This window comes from Azospirillum sp. VT-I1, assembly GCF_055698305.1.
In genome coordinates this window covers 732,517-747,082 of the sequence record NZ_CP168802.1, presented here as the reverse complement: position 1 = coordinate 747,082, position 14,566 = coordinate 732,517, and the positions used below count along the sequence as shown (strand labels likewise).

Genomic DNA, 14,566 nt, shown 5'->3' with positions numbered 1-14,566 from the left:
GGGGTCTTATTGGGGACGCATGGTCAAGGAAATTTGGACGCCCGGTCATGGCCCGCCCATCATTGCCACGCTAGCGTATTCCCCAACCGACCAGCCGATGCGGACTCCGCGCCGGCCGGCATCCTTCCATCGCTACGCCATCAACATCCGTCAAAATCTAGAGAGAGAAATCATGGATCCGGCGATTGCAGCCCTGCCGATGGCCCGCTACAGAATGGCATCGAAGAGTTTGAATGATCGCCCCACCTTCTTAATGTGGGCCGTGCAGGCGGCTGTTTCCGCGGAAGCCGTCTTCATCACCTGTCTCGAGCAATTCCAGGATGCGCCGTCCAAGGCGAAGTCGCAGGTGATATACGAGTGGCTGCTCGACCAGAACACCCAGAAAGCACAAAGATACAGTTGGGGAGCTGTCGGGCTGCAAGCCGACGGCGTTCAAGACAATTCGGATAACGTTGCCAGCCTTGATCGAATGCGCAATGAAGCACAATATTTTATGGCGCGAAAGACATGGATCGGAAAGCTGAGAAATCAGATCGATGGCTCACTCGGCAACACGCCCCGAAGAGATATGTATGACTTCGTAATGGAATTTGCCATTACTAATGCCCAGTCCTCATCTACGGGCTCAAATTCATTCAGCTCTTTCAAGCTGGCAACGCTTAATTTGAAGTCGATCGATGGAATGATTGAGCGACTGAAGGGAATGGAACTGCTGGAAAGGGATTTCCGGAAAGCCGGGTTCAACACCGCGAAAATGGGATTCCGGCTACCCTTCAGGTTCCGGTGACGGGACGCACGCGCGGCCCGTCACCATGACGGTCAGGCGCAGGGACGATCAGGCGTAGGTCAGTTCGGACGGGCGTTCTGCATCCGCAGGGGCGGCGTGCCGGTCCCAATAGGCCCGCGCGACATTCTCGGGAGCGAAGCGGCCTTCCTCGGTCAGATAGCCGCAGATCGTGACGACGGCCACGTCGATTTTCCTCGGCGCCAAGTCCTGAGCAAGCGTCGCGGTGAGGTTGCGCAGCGCCGCCTTGCCGGCGCTGAGCGCCGCCATCTCCGGATTGGGATAGAGGGCGAACCCGCCGCCGGTGAACAGCACGCTGCCGCCGCCGTTGGCCTCCAGGGCCGGCGCGGCCGCCTGCGCCGCGGCCAGCGGGGCGGCAACGTCGACGACCAGCTCGGCAGCCAGCGCCTTCGGGTCCAGGGCCATGGGACGGGCCGGCTGGATGGCGGCGGCATTATAGATCAGCGCCTTCAGCGGAGACATGGCCGCCACCGCCCGTTCGATGGTGCCGCGCAGTCCGTCGAGGTCTGCGGCGTCAGCCGGCAGGGCGTGCGCGGTGACGCCCAGCTCCTGCAGTTCGCGGACGAGAGGGGCGAGCCGCTCGGCCGAACGGGCGATCAGCGCGACTTCCCCGAGTTCACGTCCGAACTGCCGGGCGAGCGCGAAGCCAAGGCCCGGACCGGCGCCGATGACGATGGCGGAATGCTTGGTGCTGTGAGCCGTGCTCATGGATGGGGTCCTTCCTGCAAGGTCGGCGTCGTGCCGAACGCCATGGACAGTGCGGCCGGGCACGGCTATCTGTCCAAACGGTAGTTGGTATGTCGAGTATCCATGCCATGAATATTAGGTCCATCGACCTGAACCTTGTGATCGCACTGGCGGCTCTGCTGGAGGAGCGCAGCGTTTCGCGGGCGGCGCTTCGCATCGGGCGCAGCCAGCCAGCGACGAGCAGCGCGCTGGCGCGGCTCCGCGAGATCTTCGGCGATCCGCTGCTGGTGCGGGAAGGTCGGGGATACCGGCTCACCCCGCGGGCGGAGGAGATCCGGGTGCATGCGGCGCAGGCGCTGGCGGCGCTGACCGCGACCTTCCAGGACTCCGTCGCCTTCGACCCGGCAGGTGCCGAAATGGAGATCCGGGTTGCCGCCAGCGATTATCTGGCGGCGGTCCTGCTGCCGTCGCTGATGAAGCTGCTGTCCCGCTCGGCGCCGGGCATCGATCTGCGGGTGGTCGCCGCGGACCGGCGATCCGCCATCTCGCTGCTGAAGGAGGGCGCGGTGGACCTGTCGCTGGCCGTCGCGGGGGATGGCTCGCCCGATGTGCCGAGCCATCCCCTCTTCGACGAGCGTTTCGTCATGGTCACCCGTCCCGGCCACCCCTATCACGACGGACCGCCGACGGCGGAGCGGTTCACCGGCTTTCCCGGCCTGCTGGTTTCGCATAAGGGCGACGCTGCGGGCGTCGCCGACGACAGCCTGTCGCGGTTGGGGCTGAAGCGGCGGGTCGCCGTCACCGTCGCGCATTTCTTGCTGGCGCCGCAACTTGTCGCCGACAGCGACCTCGTGCTGGTCATCGGCCGCCGGGTTGCGGAGGCGGCCAAAGCCCAACTCGGCCTGACGGTCTCCGACCTGCCCTTTCCGATGCCGGGCTTCACGGCACGGATGTACTGGCATGCATCGACCGCCGGCTATCCGCCGCTGGTCTGGTTCCGGCAGGTCGTCGCAGAGCTGGATGTCGGATTGCCAGCCCCGTCCTGATCGTCAGGCGGGAGTCGGCGACATGGGATGCTCAAGGAAGAACCGCATCATCTCGGCCGTGGCGTCCGGTCCCTGCGGGTCGGTGTAGGACCCGGCGGGGCTTCCGCCAGCCCAGGCATGTCCGGCGCCATGGATGCTCCAATGCTCGCACAGCGTCCGGCCGGAGGGGTCGGTGTGGAGGGTCCGGCTGTAGCCGTGCCGGCCGGGGGTCTCGCCATGCTGAACCTCGGTGCGCAGGCCGTGGGCGGCGGCGGTTGCCTGGGCCGCGACCTGATCGCCGTTCTGCGGATTCACCACCCTGTCCCGGTCGCCGTGGAAGATGATGGTGGGAACCGCGCGTCCGGCCCCGCCGCGGGTCGAAGCCGCCCGGCTGCCCTGGCGCATGGCGGTGAGCGCCGAGGGAAGGTCGCCGGCGGCACCGGCCGGCAGGCCGGAATGCACGCCAACCGCGGCATAGAGATCGGGATAGGCCGCCGCCATGATCGCCGCCGCGGCACCACCCGCGGACAGGCCGGCGATGTAGACGCGGGTCGGGTCGATGGGATGTTCGCGCATGATCCGGCGGGTGATTCCGGCCAGCAGGTCCGGCTCCCCGCGGTCGCGGTTCTGGTCCTCCGGCTTGAACCAGTTCCAGCAGCGCTGGGGGTTGGCCGAGGCCGGCTGCTCCGGATAGGCGACGAAGACGCCATGCCGTTCGGCGAAGGCGTTCATCCGCGTGCCGGCGGCGAAATCGTCGGGCGACTGGGTGCAGCCATGCAGCATCACCACCAGCGGACGCGGCCCCTCGCCGCGGTTGGCCGGCACATAGAGCTTGTAGGCACGGGTTCCCGACGCCCCGCTGTGGGATGCCGTGACGAAGGAGGCGCCGTCCGGCAGCGGGTCGGCGGCCGGACGCGGGCCGCCCGTCCCCCCACCATGCAGCCCGGCCGGCCGCAGGCGGGCGGCAAGGCCGCGCAGGGTTTCGCCCAGGCCTGTCCTCGCCGCATGGCCGGGCCGGCGCCCCGACGCCTTTTCGGTTTTGGCGGCGGGATCGAGCCGCGTGAACTCGCCCTCGATTACGGAGGGATCCGGCGCAGTTGTGGGAGCGGGTTCGCCCGTCCCCCGCAGCAGGCGCTGGACGAGGCCGGTCGCCTCGGCAATCCGGCCGGCGCGGGTCAGTCGGGCGACCTCGTCCATGCCGGGCAGGAAGCCGGTGGGCCGTGAGTTGGGCATATGGGTTTCTTTCCGGGTTCGGGAATGATGCCGGCCGCGTCAGCGGATGCGGTCGGCGAGCGCCGCCTTGACGGCGGCCGGCGCATGCAGCGCCCCCAGCACGGTCAGGGAAGCGATGGTGGCACGGGCGAGGTCGGCGGAAACGTCCTGGGCGATGGTGGCGAGCCCCAGGACGCGGATGTCCAGCATCCGCCCTTCGGCCTTCGCGGCCTCCAGGTCGGCACGGCTGAAATGGCGCAGGCCAAGGTCGACGCTCTTGCGCGTCACCGTATGGCGGACGACCTCGGCGTGCCGGTCGACCTGATTGCGGATGGCCGTGCGGATGAAGTCGGTGCGGTTCGAATAGAACCCTTCCTCGACCAGCAGGTCGATGTGACCCAGATCGACATAACCGAGATTGATCGTGATCTTCTCGCTGTCGCCTGCCTTGGGCCGCAGGTCGCGTACCGTGTCACTCATGATCGACCATCCGTTCACCATCCAACTGGATGGTAAGTGGATGTCGTGCCCCCGCCGTTCAAGGCCGGCGCCGGTGTTTTCCCGAACCTGTACGATCGATCAGGTTTCTTTCTCGCTGGGATCGGAACAATGAATTTTCGATTCCGCGGCCGGATGCGATTTAATCCTGGCCGGAATACAGACATGGCCGGCGACCGCCCCGGTCCCGGCCGACCAACCCTGTCCAGAAGGAAAACTCCGGAATGACCATTCCGCCCAGCGATCAGGTGCAGCTCGTCGCCTATCTCGTCGCCAAGCCCGGACAGGAGCAGGCGCTGGCCGATGCCATCACCGCCGTTGTCCCGACCGTCCTGAAGGAGCCGGGCTGCCTCGCCTACTCCGCCCATGTCAGCCGCGAGCGGCCCGGCACCGTCGTGATGTACGAGGTTTGGCAGGATCAGGCGGCGCTCGACACCCATGCGGCGGGCGCCGCCTTCACCGGCCTCGCCGCACAGTTCGACACGCTGCTGGGCGAACCGTTGCGGGTCGAGTTGCTGCGCCGCATCGCCTGAGCGGCCCCTCCTGAACCGGTAGGCCAGCGCCCCTCACCAGTCGGAGGGGCAAGACTTGCAGCCGGTCATCAGCGCGTCCTGGAAGATCGCGAAGCGGATCTTCGCCCCGTCCAGATTGGCGCCCGACAGGTTGGACAGGGACAGCTTCGCCTCCTGCAGGTTGGCGCCTTCCAGGCTTGCGCCGGCGAGATTGATCTTGTCGGCGCGGATCGCCTCGAGGTTCGCCGCCGTCAGGTCGCTGCCGGTGAAGTCGGCGCCGGTGGCACGGGCGAACTCCAGGTTGGCGCCGCGCAGACGGGCACCGGACAGCTTCGCCCCCTGCAGGAAGGCGGTGCGCAGATCGGCGCCGTCGAGTATGGCGCCCGACAGGTTGGCCCCACGCAGGTCGGCATTGCGCAGGTCGGCCCGCATCAGGTTGGCTCCGTGCAGATCGGCCCCCGCCAGCGCCAGCCCCCGCAGGTTGCGGTGCCGCAGGTCGAGGTTGGGACAGGTGATGCGCGGGCCGAGCGTGCAGCCGTTCACGCTGCTGGCCCGTTCCTCCTCGCCGCCGCCGACCGGCGGACCGTCCTCCGGTTCCGCGGAGCGGGCAGCGGCGGCCGGCGCCAGGATGCAGAGAACCAGGGCGCAGCGGGCCAGCACGGGAAGCAGGGCGTTCTTGCGCGACGTCATGATGTTGCCTCCGATGGGAAAGGGCCGGGGCGGCGTCCGCCCCGGCTTTGCTGGGATCATCCGGCTGGACCGGCTCACTTGGTGCTGGAGACCTTCACGTCGGCGAGCTTGAACACCCAGAAGGACCCGCCCTGGGTCACGCGGGTGGTCAGGTCGGCCAGATCGCCGCCCCACAGCGGCACCGCGCCGCCATAGCCGGTGGTGATGCCGACATACTGCACCCCCTCCTGCTCCCAGGTGACGGGGGAGGAGATGATGCCGGAACCGGTCTGGAAGCGCCAAAGCTCCTCGCCCGTCTTGGCGTTGAACGCCTTGACATAGCCGTCACCGGTGCCGGTGAAGACCAGATTGCCGGCGGTCGCCAGCGTGCCGGACCACAGCGGCAGTTCCTCCTTGTGTTCCCACACGATCTTGCCGGTGGTCGGATCGAGCGCCCGCAGGATGCCGACATGGTCGTCGAACATCTTGTGGATGCGGAACCCCATGCCGAGATAGGCCGAGCCGGGGTTGTAGCCGACATGCTCGGTCCAGTAATCCTCCTTCCAATGGTTGGCGGCGATGTAGAACAGCTTGGTGTCCTCGCTGTAGGACATCGGGTTCCAGTTCTTGCCGCCCAGGAAAGGTGGGGACACCTCCACCGGCTTGCCGCGCTTCTCGCCCTCGGCCGGCAGGGGCGGACGCTGGCCCTCGACCTCGATGGGGCGGCCGGTCTTCAGGTCGATGCCCTTGGCCCAGGTGATGCCGTCGACGAAGGGATAGGCGGCCAGCACGCTGTTCGGCTTGTTTGGCTCGCCGCCGGCCGTCGCCAGCTTCACGCGGTCGGTGACGTAGAAGAAGCCGTTGCGGTCGGCATGCGCCGTCGCCTTCACCGTCTTGCCGGAGGCGTCGGTGTAGTCGAACAGCACCAGCTCGTTGTTGCCGGAGAAGTCCCAGGTGTCGTTCGGCGTGTGCTGGTAGAAGCCCTTCAGCTCGCCGGTGGCCGGATCGACATAGGCTTGGCCCGAGGTGTAGAGGCTGTCGCCGGGCCAGCGCGCCCAGCCGTTCCACGGCGCCGGGTTGCCGGTGCCGATGACGATGGTGTTGGTCTCCACGTCGAAGGTGGCGCTCTGCCAGGGCGCGCCGCCGCCATGGTTCCACGCCTCCACCAGCTTGCCGTCCTTGTCGCGCGGCCAGGAGGGGGCCTTGTCGCTGCCGGTCGGGGTGCTGTCCTTGCCGTTCAGCCGGCCCATGTGCCCTTCGACCAGCGGGCGCATCCACACCTCGTCGCCGGTGTCGGGATCGCGGGCGAACAGCCGGCCGACCACGCCGAACTCGTCGCCGGAAGAGCCATGGATCAGCAGGACCTTGCCGCTCTTCTGGTCCTTCACGACGGTGGGGGCGCCGGTCATGGTGTAGCCGACCTTGTGATCGGCGAACTTCTTCTTCCAGACGACCTTGCCGGTGTCCTTGTTCAGCGCGACGATGGAGGCATCGAGCGTGCCGAAGAACACCTTGTCGCCATAGATCGCCGCACCACGGTTGACGACGTCGCAGCAGGGCCGGATGTCGTCGGGCAGCCGGTGGGCGTAGGTCCACAGCCGCTTGCCGGTCTTCGCATCCAGCGCGAACATGCGCGAATAGGAGGCGGTGACGTAGATCACCCCCTCATGCACCAGGGCCTGGGTCTCCTGCCCGCGCTGCTTCTCGTCGCCGAAGGAGAAGGACCAGGCCGGGACGAGGCGCGACACGCTTTCGGCGTTGATCTGCTTCAGCGGACTGAAACGCTTGCCCTCCACCCCCATGCCGTACATCAGCACGTCGCCGGGGTTCTTCGCGTCGTTGGCGATGGCGTCCCAGCTGACCTCGCCGGCCAGTGCGGGAACGGCCGCCGTCAGCAGCAGGCCGGCGACCGCCGCGGCAAGACCGAGACGACGACGCAGCCGGGGCCGCAGCCGGGACCGGCCGGTGTTGGGCGCAGTGGTGGTGTTGGACGAAAGTGTCATGCGTTTCCCCCGTTGATTGGCCGTGAGACGGCGATGGTCGGCAATGGAGTGCCGGAGGCGGCCCGCAGGAGCGTGCCGGTCGCGGCGCCGGAGACATCGTCACGCCGGCCGCTCCCCTCCGGCGACGGCGGGAGGCTGTGCCGCCCGGCTGCGGAAGCGGTCCTGCGTGACGGTGTCATGCCCGAAGGCGGCGCTTTGCCGGCAAGACGCTGTCGAAGGCTGTTCTGTGCATCCCGCCCGGCGCACAGGGCCCTGTCCTGCCTGTCCCCATAGTCTTCCCGTACCGCCGGCCTTTCCATTCGACATTCCGGGGAAGATTTTCTTGAAGTCCGCGCATGACGACTTCCCGGTTGGACCGGGATTTTTTCCCGTGCCGCCTGACGACGCGCGGAACCACACGGCGCCGTTAGCAGCCCATTGTCCGAAGGGCGGATGGCAGGCTAACCGGTGGATGAACTAACATTCCGCCCATGGTCTTATTGCGGAGCGGGCGGCGGTGTCCCTGAAGATGCGCATCCTGGCCCTGATCGGGCTTTTCCTGCTGCTGATGACGGCGGCCGGCGGTGCGGTGATGGTCGCGAACGCCCGCGACGCGGTGCGGGCGGAGATGGCGTCGGCGCTCGAACTCGGCCGCGCGCTTGGCCTCGCGGCGACGGAGCGGGGGCGCTGGCCGGCGGCCCCGGCATGCTGAACGGGCTGGGGCTGCGCCATCTGCGCTTCATCGAGGGTGACGACGTCGCAGGGCGGGTGGCGACGGACGGACGGGCGCCGGACTGGTTCACCGCGCTGATCGCCGTGGAACCGCAGGAATTGAGGCTGACCGCCACCCTGCGCGTCGTGGCGGAGCCCTGGGACGAGATCGCCGAGGTGTGGGAGGACATGAGCGACCTCGCCGCCGCGGTGCTGGCGGTCGGCGCCCTGCTGCTGGCGACGGCGTTCCTGGCGGTGGGGCGGGCGCTGGCGCCGCTGTCGCGGCTGGAGACCGGGGTGAGGCGGCTGCGCGACGGCGACTACCGCTTCGCCTTCGACAGCGGGGGCGTCCCCGAACTCCGCCGGCTGGGGACCGGGATCGCCGCGCTGGCCGACGGTCTGGCCACGGCCGAGCGGGAGAACCGGCGGGTCGGCCAGCGGATCGTCGCCGCCCAGGACGCCGAGCGGCGGGAGATTGCCCGCGACATCCATGACGAACTCGGCGCCGCGCTGTTCGCGATCAAGGTCGATGCCGGGCGGCTCCTCCGCTTGGCCGAAGGGCAGGCCGATGGGGAAGAGGCGGCCGAACGCGCGCGCAAGATCCTCGACACCGCGGCGGAGGTCCACCAGCTCAGCCGCCGCATCCTGGTCCGCCTGCGCCCCGCCCTGCTCGACCAGCTGCCGTTGAGCGAGGCGCTGGCCGAACTGGTCGGCGACTGGACCCGGCGGGAACCGGAAATCGCCTGGACGCTCTCCTTCGAACCGCCGGCCGCCGCCGCGGAGCTGGACGGCTGCGAGGAGGTGCTGCGCCTGACCCTCTACCGGCTGGTGCAGGAATCGCTGGTCAACGCCCTGCGCCATGCCATGCCGTCGGCGGTCGCGGTCGCCTTGCGGATCGGCGCGGACAGCGTGGAGGTCGCGGTCACCGACGATGGACCCGGCCTTGCTCCCGGTCCGGCCGGCGGCGACGATCCGCACCGGGCCGGCTTCGGCATTTCCGGCATGACGGAGCGGGTCCAGGCCCTGGGCGGACGGCTGGCCGTGGGACCGGCCGAAGGCGGCGGCACCAGGGTTTCGGCCCGGCTGCCCCGGTCCGCGCACAATTCGGCAACGGATCGCCTGGAGCGCACGGTATGACCCGCACCATCCTTCTGGTCGACGATCATCCCATCGTGCGCGCCGGCTGCCAGCGGCTGCTTGCCGAAGCGGCGCTGGGGCGCGTGGTGGAGGCGGAGGACGTCGACAGCGCGCTCGCCCTGTGGCGGACGGAGCAGCCGGACGTCGTCGTCCTCGACCTGAACATTCCGGGGGACGGCGGCGGCATGGCGGTGCTGCGCAGCATGCAGGCGGAGAATCCGGCGGTGCCGGTGCTGATCTTCAGCATGCATGAGGACCCGGCCATCGCCGCCCGCGCGCTGAAGGCGGGCGCCAAAGGTTATGTCACCAAGAACGACGCGCCCGACAGCCTGGCCTCGGCAATCGGCACGGTGCTGGCCGGGCGCATCCATCTCGACAACGCGCTTGCCCGCGAACTGGCGTTGATGACCCTGACGGCGCCGGCTGACCCGTTGGCGGCGCTGACCCAGCGCGAGCGCGAGATACTGGCGCTGGTCGGCCGCGGCATGACCACCGCAGCCATCGGCGACAGCCTGGGCATCAGCCAGAAGACGGTCGCCAACGCCTGCACCCAGATCAAGGACAAGTTGGGCGCCGACAGCACCCGCGCCCTGATCCGCATCGCCATCGCCCAGGGGCTGGCCGGCTGATCGCCGGCCAACCTCCTCGGGCAACACCGCTTGAAGGCGTCACCCGCGCTCGACGCAAAGCGCCACGCCCATGCCGCCGCCGATGCACAGGGTGGCAAGGCCCTTGCGGGCGTCGCGCCGGCCCATCTCGTGCAGCAGGCTGACCAGGATGCGCGCACCCGACGCGCCGATGGGGTGGCCGAGCGCGATGGCGCCGCCATTCACGTTCACCTTGGCCTCGTCCCAGCCCATCCCGGCATTGACCGCCAGCGCCTGCGCCGCGAAGGCTTCGTTCGCCTCGATCAGGTCGAGGTCGCCCACCGACCAGCCGGCCTTCTTCAAAGCCAGCTTCGAGGCCGGGATCGGCCCGGTGCCCATGACGCTGGGATCGACGCCGGCCGTCGCCCAGGAGGCGATGCGCGCCAGCGGCGTCAACCCGCGCCGCTTGGCGTTCTCCGCCGTCATCAGCACCAGCGCCGCCGCCCCGTCATTGAGGCCCGACGCGTTGCCGGCGGTCACCGTGCCGTCCTTGGCGAAGGCCGGGCGCAGCTTCGCCAAAGCCTCCAGCGTGGTGCCGTGCTTGGGATACTCGTCGCTGTCCACCACGGTGTCGCCTTTGCGGCCCTTGATGGTCACCGGCACGATCTCGTCCCGGAAGCGGCCGGCCTTCTGCGCGGCCTCCGCCTTCTGCTGCGAGGCGAGCGCGAACAGGTCCTGCCGTTCACGGCTCAACTCCCAGGCGCGGGCGACATTCTCGGCGGTGGTGCCCATGTGGTAGCCGTGGAAAGCCTCCCACAGCCCGTCCTTGATCATGCTGTCGAGCATCTCGGCGCCGCCCATCTTGGTGCCGTTGCGCAGATGCATGAGGTGGGGCGACAGGCTCATGTTCTCCTGGCCGCCGACCACCATCACCTCGGCGTCGCCGCAGCGGATCGCCTGCCAGCCGAGGGCGACGGAACGCAGGCCGGAGCCGCAGACCTGATTGATGCCGAAGGCGGTCTTCTCCACCGGGATGCCGGCCTTGACGGCGGCCTGGCGGGCGGGGTTCTGGCCCTGGCCGGCGGTCAGCACCTGGCCCAGGATCACCTCATTCACCTCGGCGGCGTCGGTGTGGGCGCGCGACAGCGCCTCGCGGATGACGGCGGCACCGAGTTCATGGGCGGGGACGGACGCCAGCGCGCCGTTGAAGCTGCCGATGGCGGTGCGGACCGCGCTGGCGATGACGATCTCGGTCATGGTTTCCGGCTCCTTTTATGCCGCGGCCTTGCGGTCGGCGTCCAGGCGGCTGGACGCGGCGGTGATGAGGCCCGGCCCCTGCGGATGGACGCGGTTGACCTCGTTGAAGGCGTGGATCTGCGCTTGGCCGACGTGGGCGAAATGCTCCGCGGCGCGGGACGCGATGGCGGCGGCCAGTGCCGCGGCCGGCACGTCGCCCGGCAGTTCCACGGTGATCTCGAAGGTGACGGGGACCGCCACCGTGACGGTGGTGCGATTTGACATGGTCTTGGGTCCTGTCTTGCGGATCGCGGCGTGCGGCCGCGATGAATGGAAGGGGATCAGGCGACGGGCATCGTCGGGACATCGGGCGGAACGATCAGTTCGGCGGCGGTCGCCGCGACGACCTCCTCCACCGACCGTCCCGGTGCGACCTCGCGCAGAACCAGCCCACGGCCGGTCGGCTCGATCACCGCCAGTTCGGTGACGACCAGATCGACGCGGCGGACCGAGGTCAGCGGCAGCGTGCAGCGCTTCAGGATCTTCGGCTCGCCCTTGGCGGTGTGGGTCATGGCGACGATCACCCGCTTGGCCCCCGAAACGAGGTCCATGGCCCCGCCCATGCCCGGCACCATCCTGCCCGGCACCATCCAGTTGGCGAGTTGCCCCTCCTCGTCCACCTGCAGGCCGCCCAGCACGGTGACGTCCAGATGGCCGCCGCGGATCAGCCCGAAGGAGAAGGCGCTGTCGAAGGACGCCGCCCCCGGCAGGGCCGAGATGGGGGAGCCGCCGGCATCGGTCAGGTCATGGTTCTCCGCCCCGGTGATCGGGCCGGACATGCCGACGATGCCGTTCTCCGACTGGAAGAACACATGGCGTCCGGCGGGGACGTAGCGGGCGACCAGGGTCGGCAGGCCGATGCCCAGGTTGACGAGGTCGCCGTCCATCAACTCCAGCGCGACGCGCTTGGCGATCAGGGTCTTTTCATCCATGGCTCGATACTCCCCGGTCAGCGCGGCGTGGCGGTGACGATGTGGTCGACCAGCACCGACGGCGTCATCACCGCATCGGGCGGGAGGCAGCCGACGGGCAGGATGTCACCGGCCTCGGCGATCACGGTGGCGCCGGCCATCGCCATCAGCGGGTTGAAGTTGCGGGCGGTCAGCGCGTAGGTCAGGTTTCCGTACAGGTCGGCCTGCTTGGCGGCGACCAGCGCGAAATCGGCCTTGATCGGCAGTTCCAGCAGGTAGGTCACGCCGTCGATCTCGACCTTGCGCTTGCCCTCCTCCACGATGGTGCCGACGCCGGCGGGGGTCAGGATGCCGCCCAACCCGACGCCGCCGGCGCGGATGCGCTCGGCCAGCGTGCCCTGCGGCACCAGCTCCACCGCGGTTTCGCCGGCGATCATCTGGCGCTGGGTTTCCGGATTGGTGCCGATGTGGCTGGTGACGACCTGCCGGACCAGCCGCGCGTCGATCAGCTTGCCGATGCCGACTCCGGGCCGGGCGGTGTCGTTGCCGATCACCGTCAGGTCGCGCTTGTTCTGGCGGACGATCTCGTCGATCAGGCGCGGCGGCGTGCCGACCCCCATGAACCCGCCGATCATCAGCACGGCCCCGTCGGGGATGCGCGAAACGGCCTCCTCGGGACTGACCAGTTTCTTCATGACGACCCTCGTTCGGCACAGCCGGCCCCTATCGGCCTCCGCGGCGATGCGGGGGCCGGCGTGCAGGGTGATGGTTTTTCAGGATTTGAAAGGCGCTCCGGCAGCGGGGACGGCGGACGAACCCCCGCCCCCCGCCGGACGGGCTCAGGACGCGCGGTCGGGAATCTCGAGGTCGAGCAGCGCCGACGCCAGGCACTTGCCGTGGGCGTCGAGCGCCAGCGACCGGGTGACGCCGCCGCCGAGGGCCTTCTGCATCACGAAATTCAGCGCGCCGATGCCGGGCAGCGCGTAGCGCACCACCTCGCCATGCACCACTTCGCGGAACAGCTCCTTCACGCGCTCGGGCGTGACGGCGGCCTCGATCAGCGGATAGTCCGCCTCGTCGAAGGCGATGACGGAGATGTTGGAGATGTCGCCCTTGTCGCCGGTGCGGGAATGGGCAATGTCACGGAGCTTCATGTCAGGCCTCCACATACTCGATGGCGGGCTTCGCCAGTCCGCGGGGCAGCAGGGCCGACAGCATGGCGACCACGTCCTTCGCCGATTTGGTGGCGCCGCCGCCGCTGGCCGGTCCGTTGGTGTAGAGTGTCTCCACCTCGTTGCCGATGCGCACCGCCTCCTTCAGGCTGTCGGTGCGGCCGACCACGCGGACGCGGACCTCGTAGGGCTCCCGCCCGTCGGCGGTGGACAGCGCCTCGCCATGGATGGAGTTCACGCCGATCAGGTCGAAGCGCAGTTCGGTGGCCTTCACCCCGGTCAGCGCAAGGCGTTCGCGCACGATCTCCAGCGCCAGCCGGCCGCGGGCGAGCGCACCGGGACCGGCGTAGGACATCTGCCCTTCGCCGATGTAGCTGTCGAGATAGCCGACCGAGACCTTCAGCGTTTCCGGCCGGGCCCGCCCGGTGGCGCCGGCGACCCGCACGCGGTCCGGTGCCTCCTGAACGAAGGTGACGCGCGAGAAGTCGGCGATCACGTCCGGGGTGTAGTAGGTGGCCGGATCGTGGATTTCATAGAGCATCTGCTCCTTGCAGGTCGCGGTGGTCACCGCCCCGCCGGAGCCGGCCACTTTGGTGATGACCGCGCCGCCATCCTCCGACACTTCGGCGATGGGGAAGCCGAGCCGGGCCAGTGCCGCCACGTCCTTCACGCCGGGGTCGGCGAAATAGCCGCCGGTGACTTGTCCCGCGCATTCCAGCAGATGGCCGACGACCGTGCCCTTGCCCAGCCGGTCCCAATCGTCCATCGCCCAGCCGAACTCGGCGATCTGCGGGGCGAGGAACAGGGCCGGGTCGGCGACCCGCCCGGTGATGACCACGTCGGCGCCGGCCTTCAGCGCCGCGACGATGGGGGCGGCACCGAGATAGGCGTTGGCCGACACCAGCTTGTCCGCCATGGAGGAGACCGGCGCGCCGGTCTCTTCGATGCGGTGGCCGCCGGACTTCAGCTCGGCCAGCACGTCGTCGCCGCTGACGGCGGCGATCTTCAGTCCGTGGAGGCCGAGCGACTGCGCGATCTCCCGCGTCCTGGCCGCGGCGGCGGCGGGGTTGGCCGCCCCCATGTTGGTGATGATCCGGATGCCCTTGGCGTGGCACAGCCCCAGCACCGCCTGCATGCGGTCGGCCAGCAGCGGGTCGTAGCCCTTGGACGGATCCTTCAGCTTGGCGCCCTGCGCGATGGCGATGGTGCGTTCGGCCAGGCATTCGAAGACGAGATACTGGATTTCGCCCTTTTCGGCCAGCTCGACCGCCGGTTCGATGCGGTCGCCCGAATAGCCGGCGCCCGATCCGATGCGTATCGTTTTCATGGTTTGCTCCTGTTCCCGATCCGATGGCGACCGGA

Annotated in this window: 17 protein-coding genes; 6 read left to right on the top strand and 11 right to left on the bottom strand. The window is 68.9% G+C overall.

All coding sequences use genetic code 11. The features are described 5' to 3' along the window. Positions 1-19 precede the first annotated feature (19 nt). On the top strand, positions 20-787 hold the full coding sequence (locus AB8P05_RS17345) for a hypothetical protein (protein WP_472759525.1): 768 nt from the start codon (positions 20-22) through the stop codon (positions 785-787). Positions 788-835: 48 nt separating this feature from the next. Here the strand turns inward: AB8P05_RS17345 and AB8P05_RS17340 are convergent, their stop codons facing one another. Further along, complete coding sequence (locus tag AB8P05_RS17340) at positions 836-1,513, bottom strand: SDR family NAD(P)-dependent oxidoreductase (protein WP_472759524.1); 678 nt, start codon at positions 1,511-1,513, stop codon at positions 836-838. Positions 1,514-1,620: 107 nt separating this feature from the next. Between AB8P05_RS17340 and AB8P05_RS17335 the strand changes: the two genes are divergently transcribed. After that, entirely contained in the window at positions 1,621-2,538 is a 918-nt protein-coding gene (locus tag AB8P05_RS17335; protein WP_472759523.1) for a LysR family transcriptional regulator, read from the top strand. A gap of 3 nt (positions 2,539-2,541) precedes the next feature. On the opposite strand, the gene AB8P05_RS17330 is transcribed toward AB8P05_RS17335, so the two are convergent. Beyond that, entirely contained in the window at positions 2,542-3,750 is a 1,209-nt protein-coding gene (locus AB8P05_RS17330) for an extracellular catalytic domain type 1 short-chain-length polyhydroxyalkanoate depolymerase (protein WP_472759522.1), read from the bottom strand. 39 nt (positions 3,751-3,789) lie between these two features. Beyond that, a complete protein-coding gene (locus AB8P05_RS17325; RefSeq protein ID WP_472759521.1) occupies positions 3,790-4,209 on the bottom strand; it encodes a CopG family transcriptional regulator in 420 nt (139 codons plus the stop codon). A 242-nt stretch (positions 4,210-4,451) separates the two neighbouring features. On the opposite strand from AB8P05_RS17325, the gene AB8P05_RS17320 reads away from it, so the two are divergent. Continuing rightward, a complete protein-coding gene (locus AB8P05_RS17320; RefSeq protein WP_472759520.1) occupies positions 4,452-4,760 on the top strand; it encodes a putative quinol monooxygenase in 309 nt (102 codons plus the stop codon). A 33-nt stretch (positions 4,761-4,793) separates the two neighbouring features. Here AB8P05_RS17320 and AB8P05_RS17315 read toward each other — a convergent pair whose 3' ends face one another. Together AB8P05_RS17315 and AB8P05_RS17310 are read right to left on the bottom strand one after the other, a co-directional pair. Continuing rightward, a complete protein-coding gene (locus AB8P05_RS17315; RefSeq protein WP_472759519.1) occupies positions 4,794-5,429 on the bottom strand; it encodes a pentapeptide repeat-containing protein in 636 nt (211 codons plus the stop codon). Positions 5,430-5,503: 74 nt separating this feature from the next. Further along, the gene (locus AB8P05_RS17310; protein ID WP_472759518.1) at positions 5,504-7,411 is read right to left on the bottom strand and encodes a methanol/ethanol family PQQ-dependent dehydrogenase; all 1,908 of its coding nucleotides are present in this window, start codon (positions 7,409-7,411) and stop codon (positions 5,504-5,506) included. Positions 7,412-7,907: 496 nt separating this feature from the next. Between AB8P05_RS17310 and AB8P05_RS17305 the strand changes: the two genes are divergently transcribed. Genes AB8P05_RS17305 through AB8P05_RS17295 form a run of 3 tightly spaced genes read left to right on the top strand, consistent with a single transcriptional unit; the run spans position 7,908 to position 9,867 of the window. After that, on the top strand, positions 7,908-8,102 hold the full coding sequence (locus tag AB8P05_RS17305) for a hypothetical protein (RefSeq protein WP_472759517.1): 195 nt from the start codon (positions 7,908-7,910) through the stop codon (positions 8,100-8,102). Beyond that, positions 8,096-9,238: an ATP-binding protein gene (locus tag AB8P05_RS17300; protein ID WP_472759516.1), complete on the top strand. Its 1,143-nt coding sequence runs from the start codon at positions 8,096-8,098 to the stop codon at positions 9,236-9,238. Before AB8P05_RS17305 ends, AB8P05_RS17300 begins: the two co-directional genes overlap by 7 nt. Beyond that, positions 9,235-9,867 (top strand): response regulator transcription factor, encoded by a 633-nt coding sequence (locus AB8P05_RS17295; RefSeq protein WP_472759515.1) that lies wholly within the window; start codon positions 9,235-9,237, stop codon positions 9,865-9,867. Before AB8P05_RS17300 ends, AB8P05_RS17295 begins: the two co-directional genes overlap by 4 nt. 39 nt (positions 9,868-9,906) lie before the next feature. Here the strand turns inward: AB8P05_RS17295 and AB8P05_RS17290 are convergent, their stop codons facing one another. The 6 genes from AB8P05_RS17290 to AB8P05_RS17265 form a co-directional block, all read right to left on the bottom strand. After that, positions 9,907-11,082, bottom strand: coding sequence for an acetyl-CoA C-acetyltransferase (locus tag AB8P05_RS17290; protein WP_472759514.1), 1,176 nt, complete (start codon positions 11,080-11,082; stop codon positions 9,907-9,909). 15 nt (positions 11,083-11,097) lie between these two features. Then, positions 11,098-11,346 (bottom strand): hypothetical protein, encoded by a 249-nt coding sequence (locus AB8P05_RS17285; protein ID WP_472759513.1) that lies wholly within the window; start codon positions 11,344-11,346, stop codon positions 11,098-11,100. A gap of 56 nt (positions 11,347-11,402) precedes the next feature. Then, complete coding sequence (locus tag AB8P05_RS17280; RefSeq protein ID WP_472759512.1) at positions 11,403-12,053, bottom strand: 3-oxoacid CoA-transferase subunit B; 651 nt, start codon at positions 12,051-12,053, stop codon at positions 11,403-11,405. 17 nt (positions 12,054-12,070) lie between these two features. Beyond that, entirely contained in the window at positions 12,071-12,727 is a 657-nt protein-coding gene (locus tag AB8P05_RS17275; protein ID WP_472759511.1) for a CoA transferase subunit A, read from the bottom strand. A 144-nt stretch (positions 12,728-12,871) separates the two neighbouring features. Next, on the bottom strand, positions 12,872-13,186 hold the full coding sequence (locus AB8P05_RS17270) for an AtuA-related protein (RefSeq protein ID WP_472759510.1): 315 nt from the start codon (positions 13,184-13,186) through the stop codon (positions 12,872-12,874). A gap of 1 nt (position 13,187) precedes the next feature. After that, complete coding sequence (locus AB8P05_RS17265; RefSeq protein ID WP_472759509.1) at positions 13,188-14,531, bottom strand: acyclic terpene utilization AtuA family protein; 1,344 nt, start codon at positions 14,529-14,531, stop codon at positions 13,188-13,190. Positions 14,532-14,566 lie beyond the last annotated feature (35 nt).

What these genes read in the sequence shown, in the direction of transcription:
- AB8P05_RS17340 (WP_472759524.1), bottom strand. Translation starts at nt 1,513, where the DNA reads ATGAGCACGGCTCACAGCACCAAGCATTCCGCCATCGTCATCGGCGCC.
- AB8P05_RS17345 (WP_472759525.1), top strand. Translation starts at nt 20, where the DNA reads ATGGTCAAGGAAATTTGGACGCCCGGTCATGGCCCGCCCATCATTGCC.
- AB8P05_RS17290 (WP_472759514.1), bottom strand. Translation starts at nt 11,082, where the DNA reads ATGACCGAGATCGTCATCGCCAGCGCGGTCCGCACCGCCATCGGCAGC.
- AB8P05_RS17270 (WP_472759510.1), bottom strand. Translation starts at nt 13,186, where the DNA reads ATGAAGCTCCGTGACATTGCCCATTCCCGCACCGGCGACAAGGGCGAC.
- AB8P05_RS17330 (WP_472759522.1), bottom strand. Translation starts at nt 3,750, where the DNA reads ATGCCCAACTCACGGCCCACCGGCTTCCTGCCCGGCATGGACGAGGTC.
- AB8P05_RS17310 (WP_472759518.1), bottom strand. Translation starts at nt 7,411, where the DNA reads ATGACACTTTCGTCCAACACCACCACTGCGCCCAACACCGGCCGGTCC.
- AB8P05_RS17295 (WP_472759515.1), top strand. Translation starts at nt 9,235, where the DNA reads ATGACCCGCACCATCCTTCTGGTCGACGATCATCCCATCGTGCGCGCC.
- AB8P05_RS17275 (WP_472759511.1), bottom strand. Translation starts at nt 12,727, where the DNA reads ATGAAGAAACTGGTCAGTCCCGAGGAGGCCGTTTCGCGCATCCCCGAC.
- AB8P05_RS17335 (WP_472759523.1), top strand. Translation starts at nt 1,621, where the DNA reads ATGAATATTAGGTCCATCGACCTGAACCTTGTGATCGCACTGGCGGCT.
- AB8P05_RS17300 (WP_472759516.1), top strand. Translation starts at nt 8,096, where the DNA reads ATGCTGAACGGGCTGGGGCTGCGCCATCTGCGCTTCATCGAGGGTGAC.
- AB8P05_RS17265 (WP_472759509.1), bottom strand. Translation starts at nt 14,531, where the DNA reads ATGAAAACGATACGCATCGGATCGGGCGCCGGCTATTCGGGCGACCGC.
- AB8P05_RS17280 (WP_472759512.1), bottom strand. Translation starts at nt 12,053, where the DNA reads ATGGATGAAAAGACCCTGATCGCCAAGCGCGTCGCGCTGGAGTTGATG.
- AB8P05_RS17325 (WP_472759521.1), bottom strand. Translation starts at nt 4,209, where the DNA reads ATGAGTGACACGGTACGCGACCTGCGGCCCAAGGCAGGCGACAGCGAG.
- AB8P05_RS17315 (WP_472759519.1), bottom strand. Translation starts at nt 5,429, where the DNA reads ATGACGTCGCGCAAGAACGCCCTGCTTCCCGTGCTGGCCCGCTGCGCC.
- AB8P05_RS17285 (WP_472759513.1), bottom strand. Translation starts at nt 11,346, where the DNA reads ATGTCAAATCGCACCACCGTCACGGTGGCGGTCCCCGTCACCTTCGAG.
- AB8P05_RS17320 (WP_472759520.1), top strand. Translation starts at nt 4,452, where the DNA reads ATGACCATTCCGCCCAGCGATCAGGTGCAGCTCGTCGCCTATCTCGTC.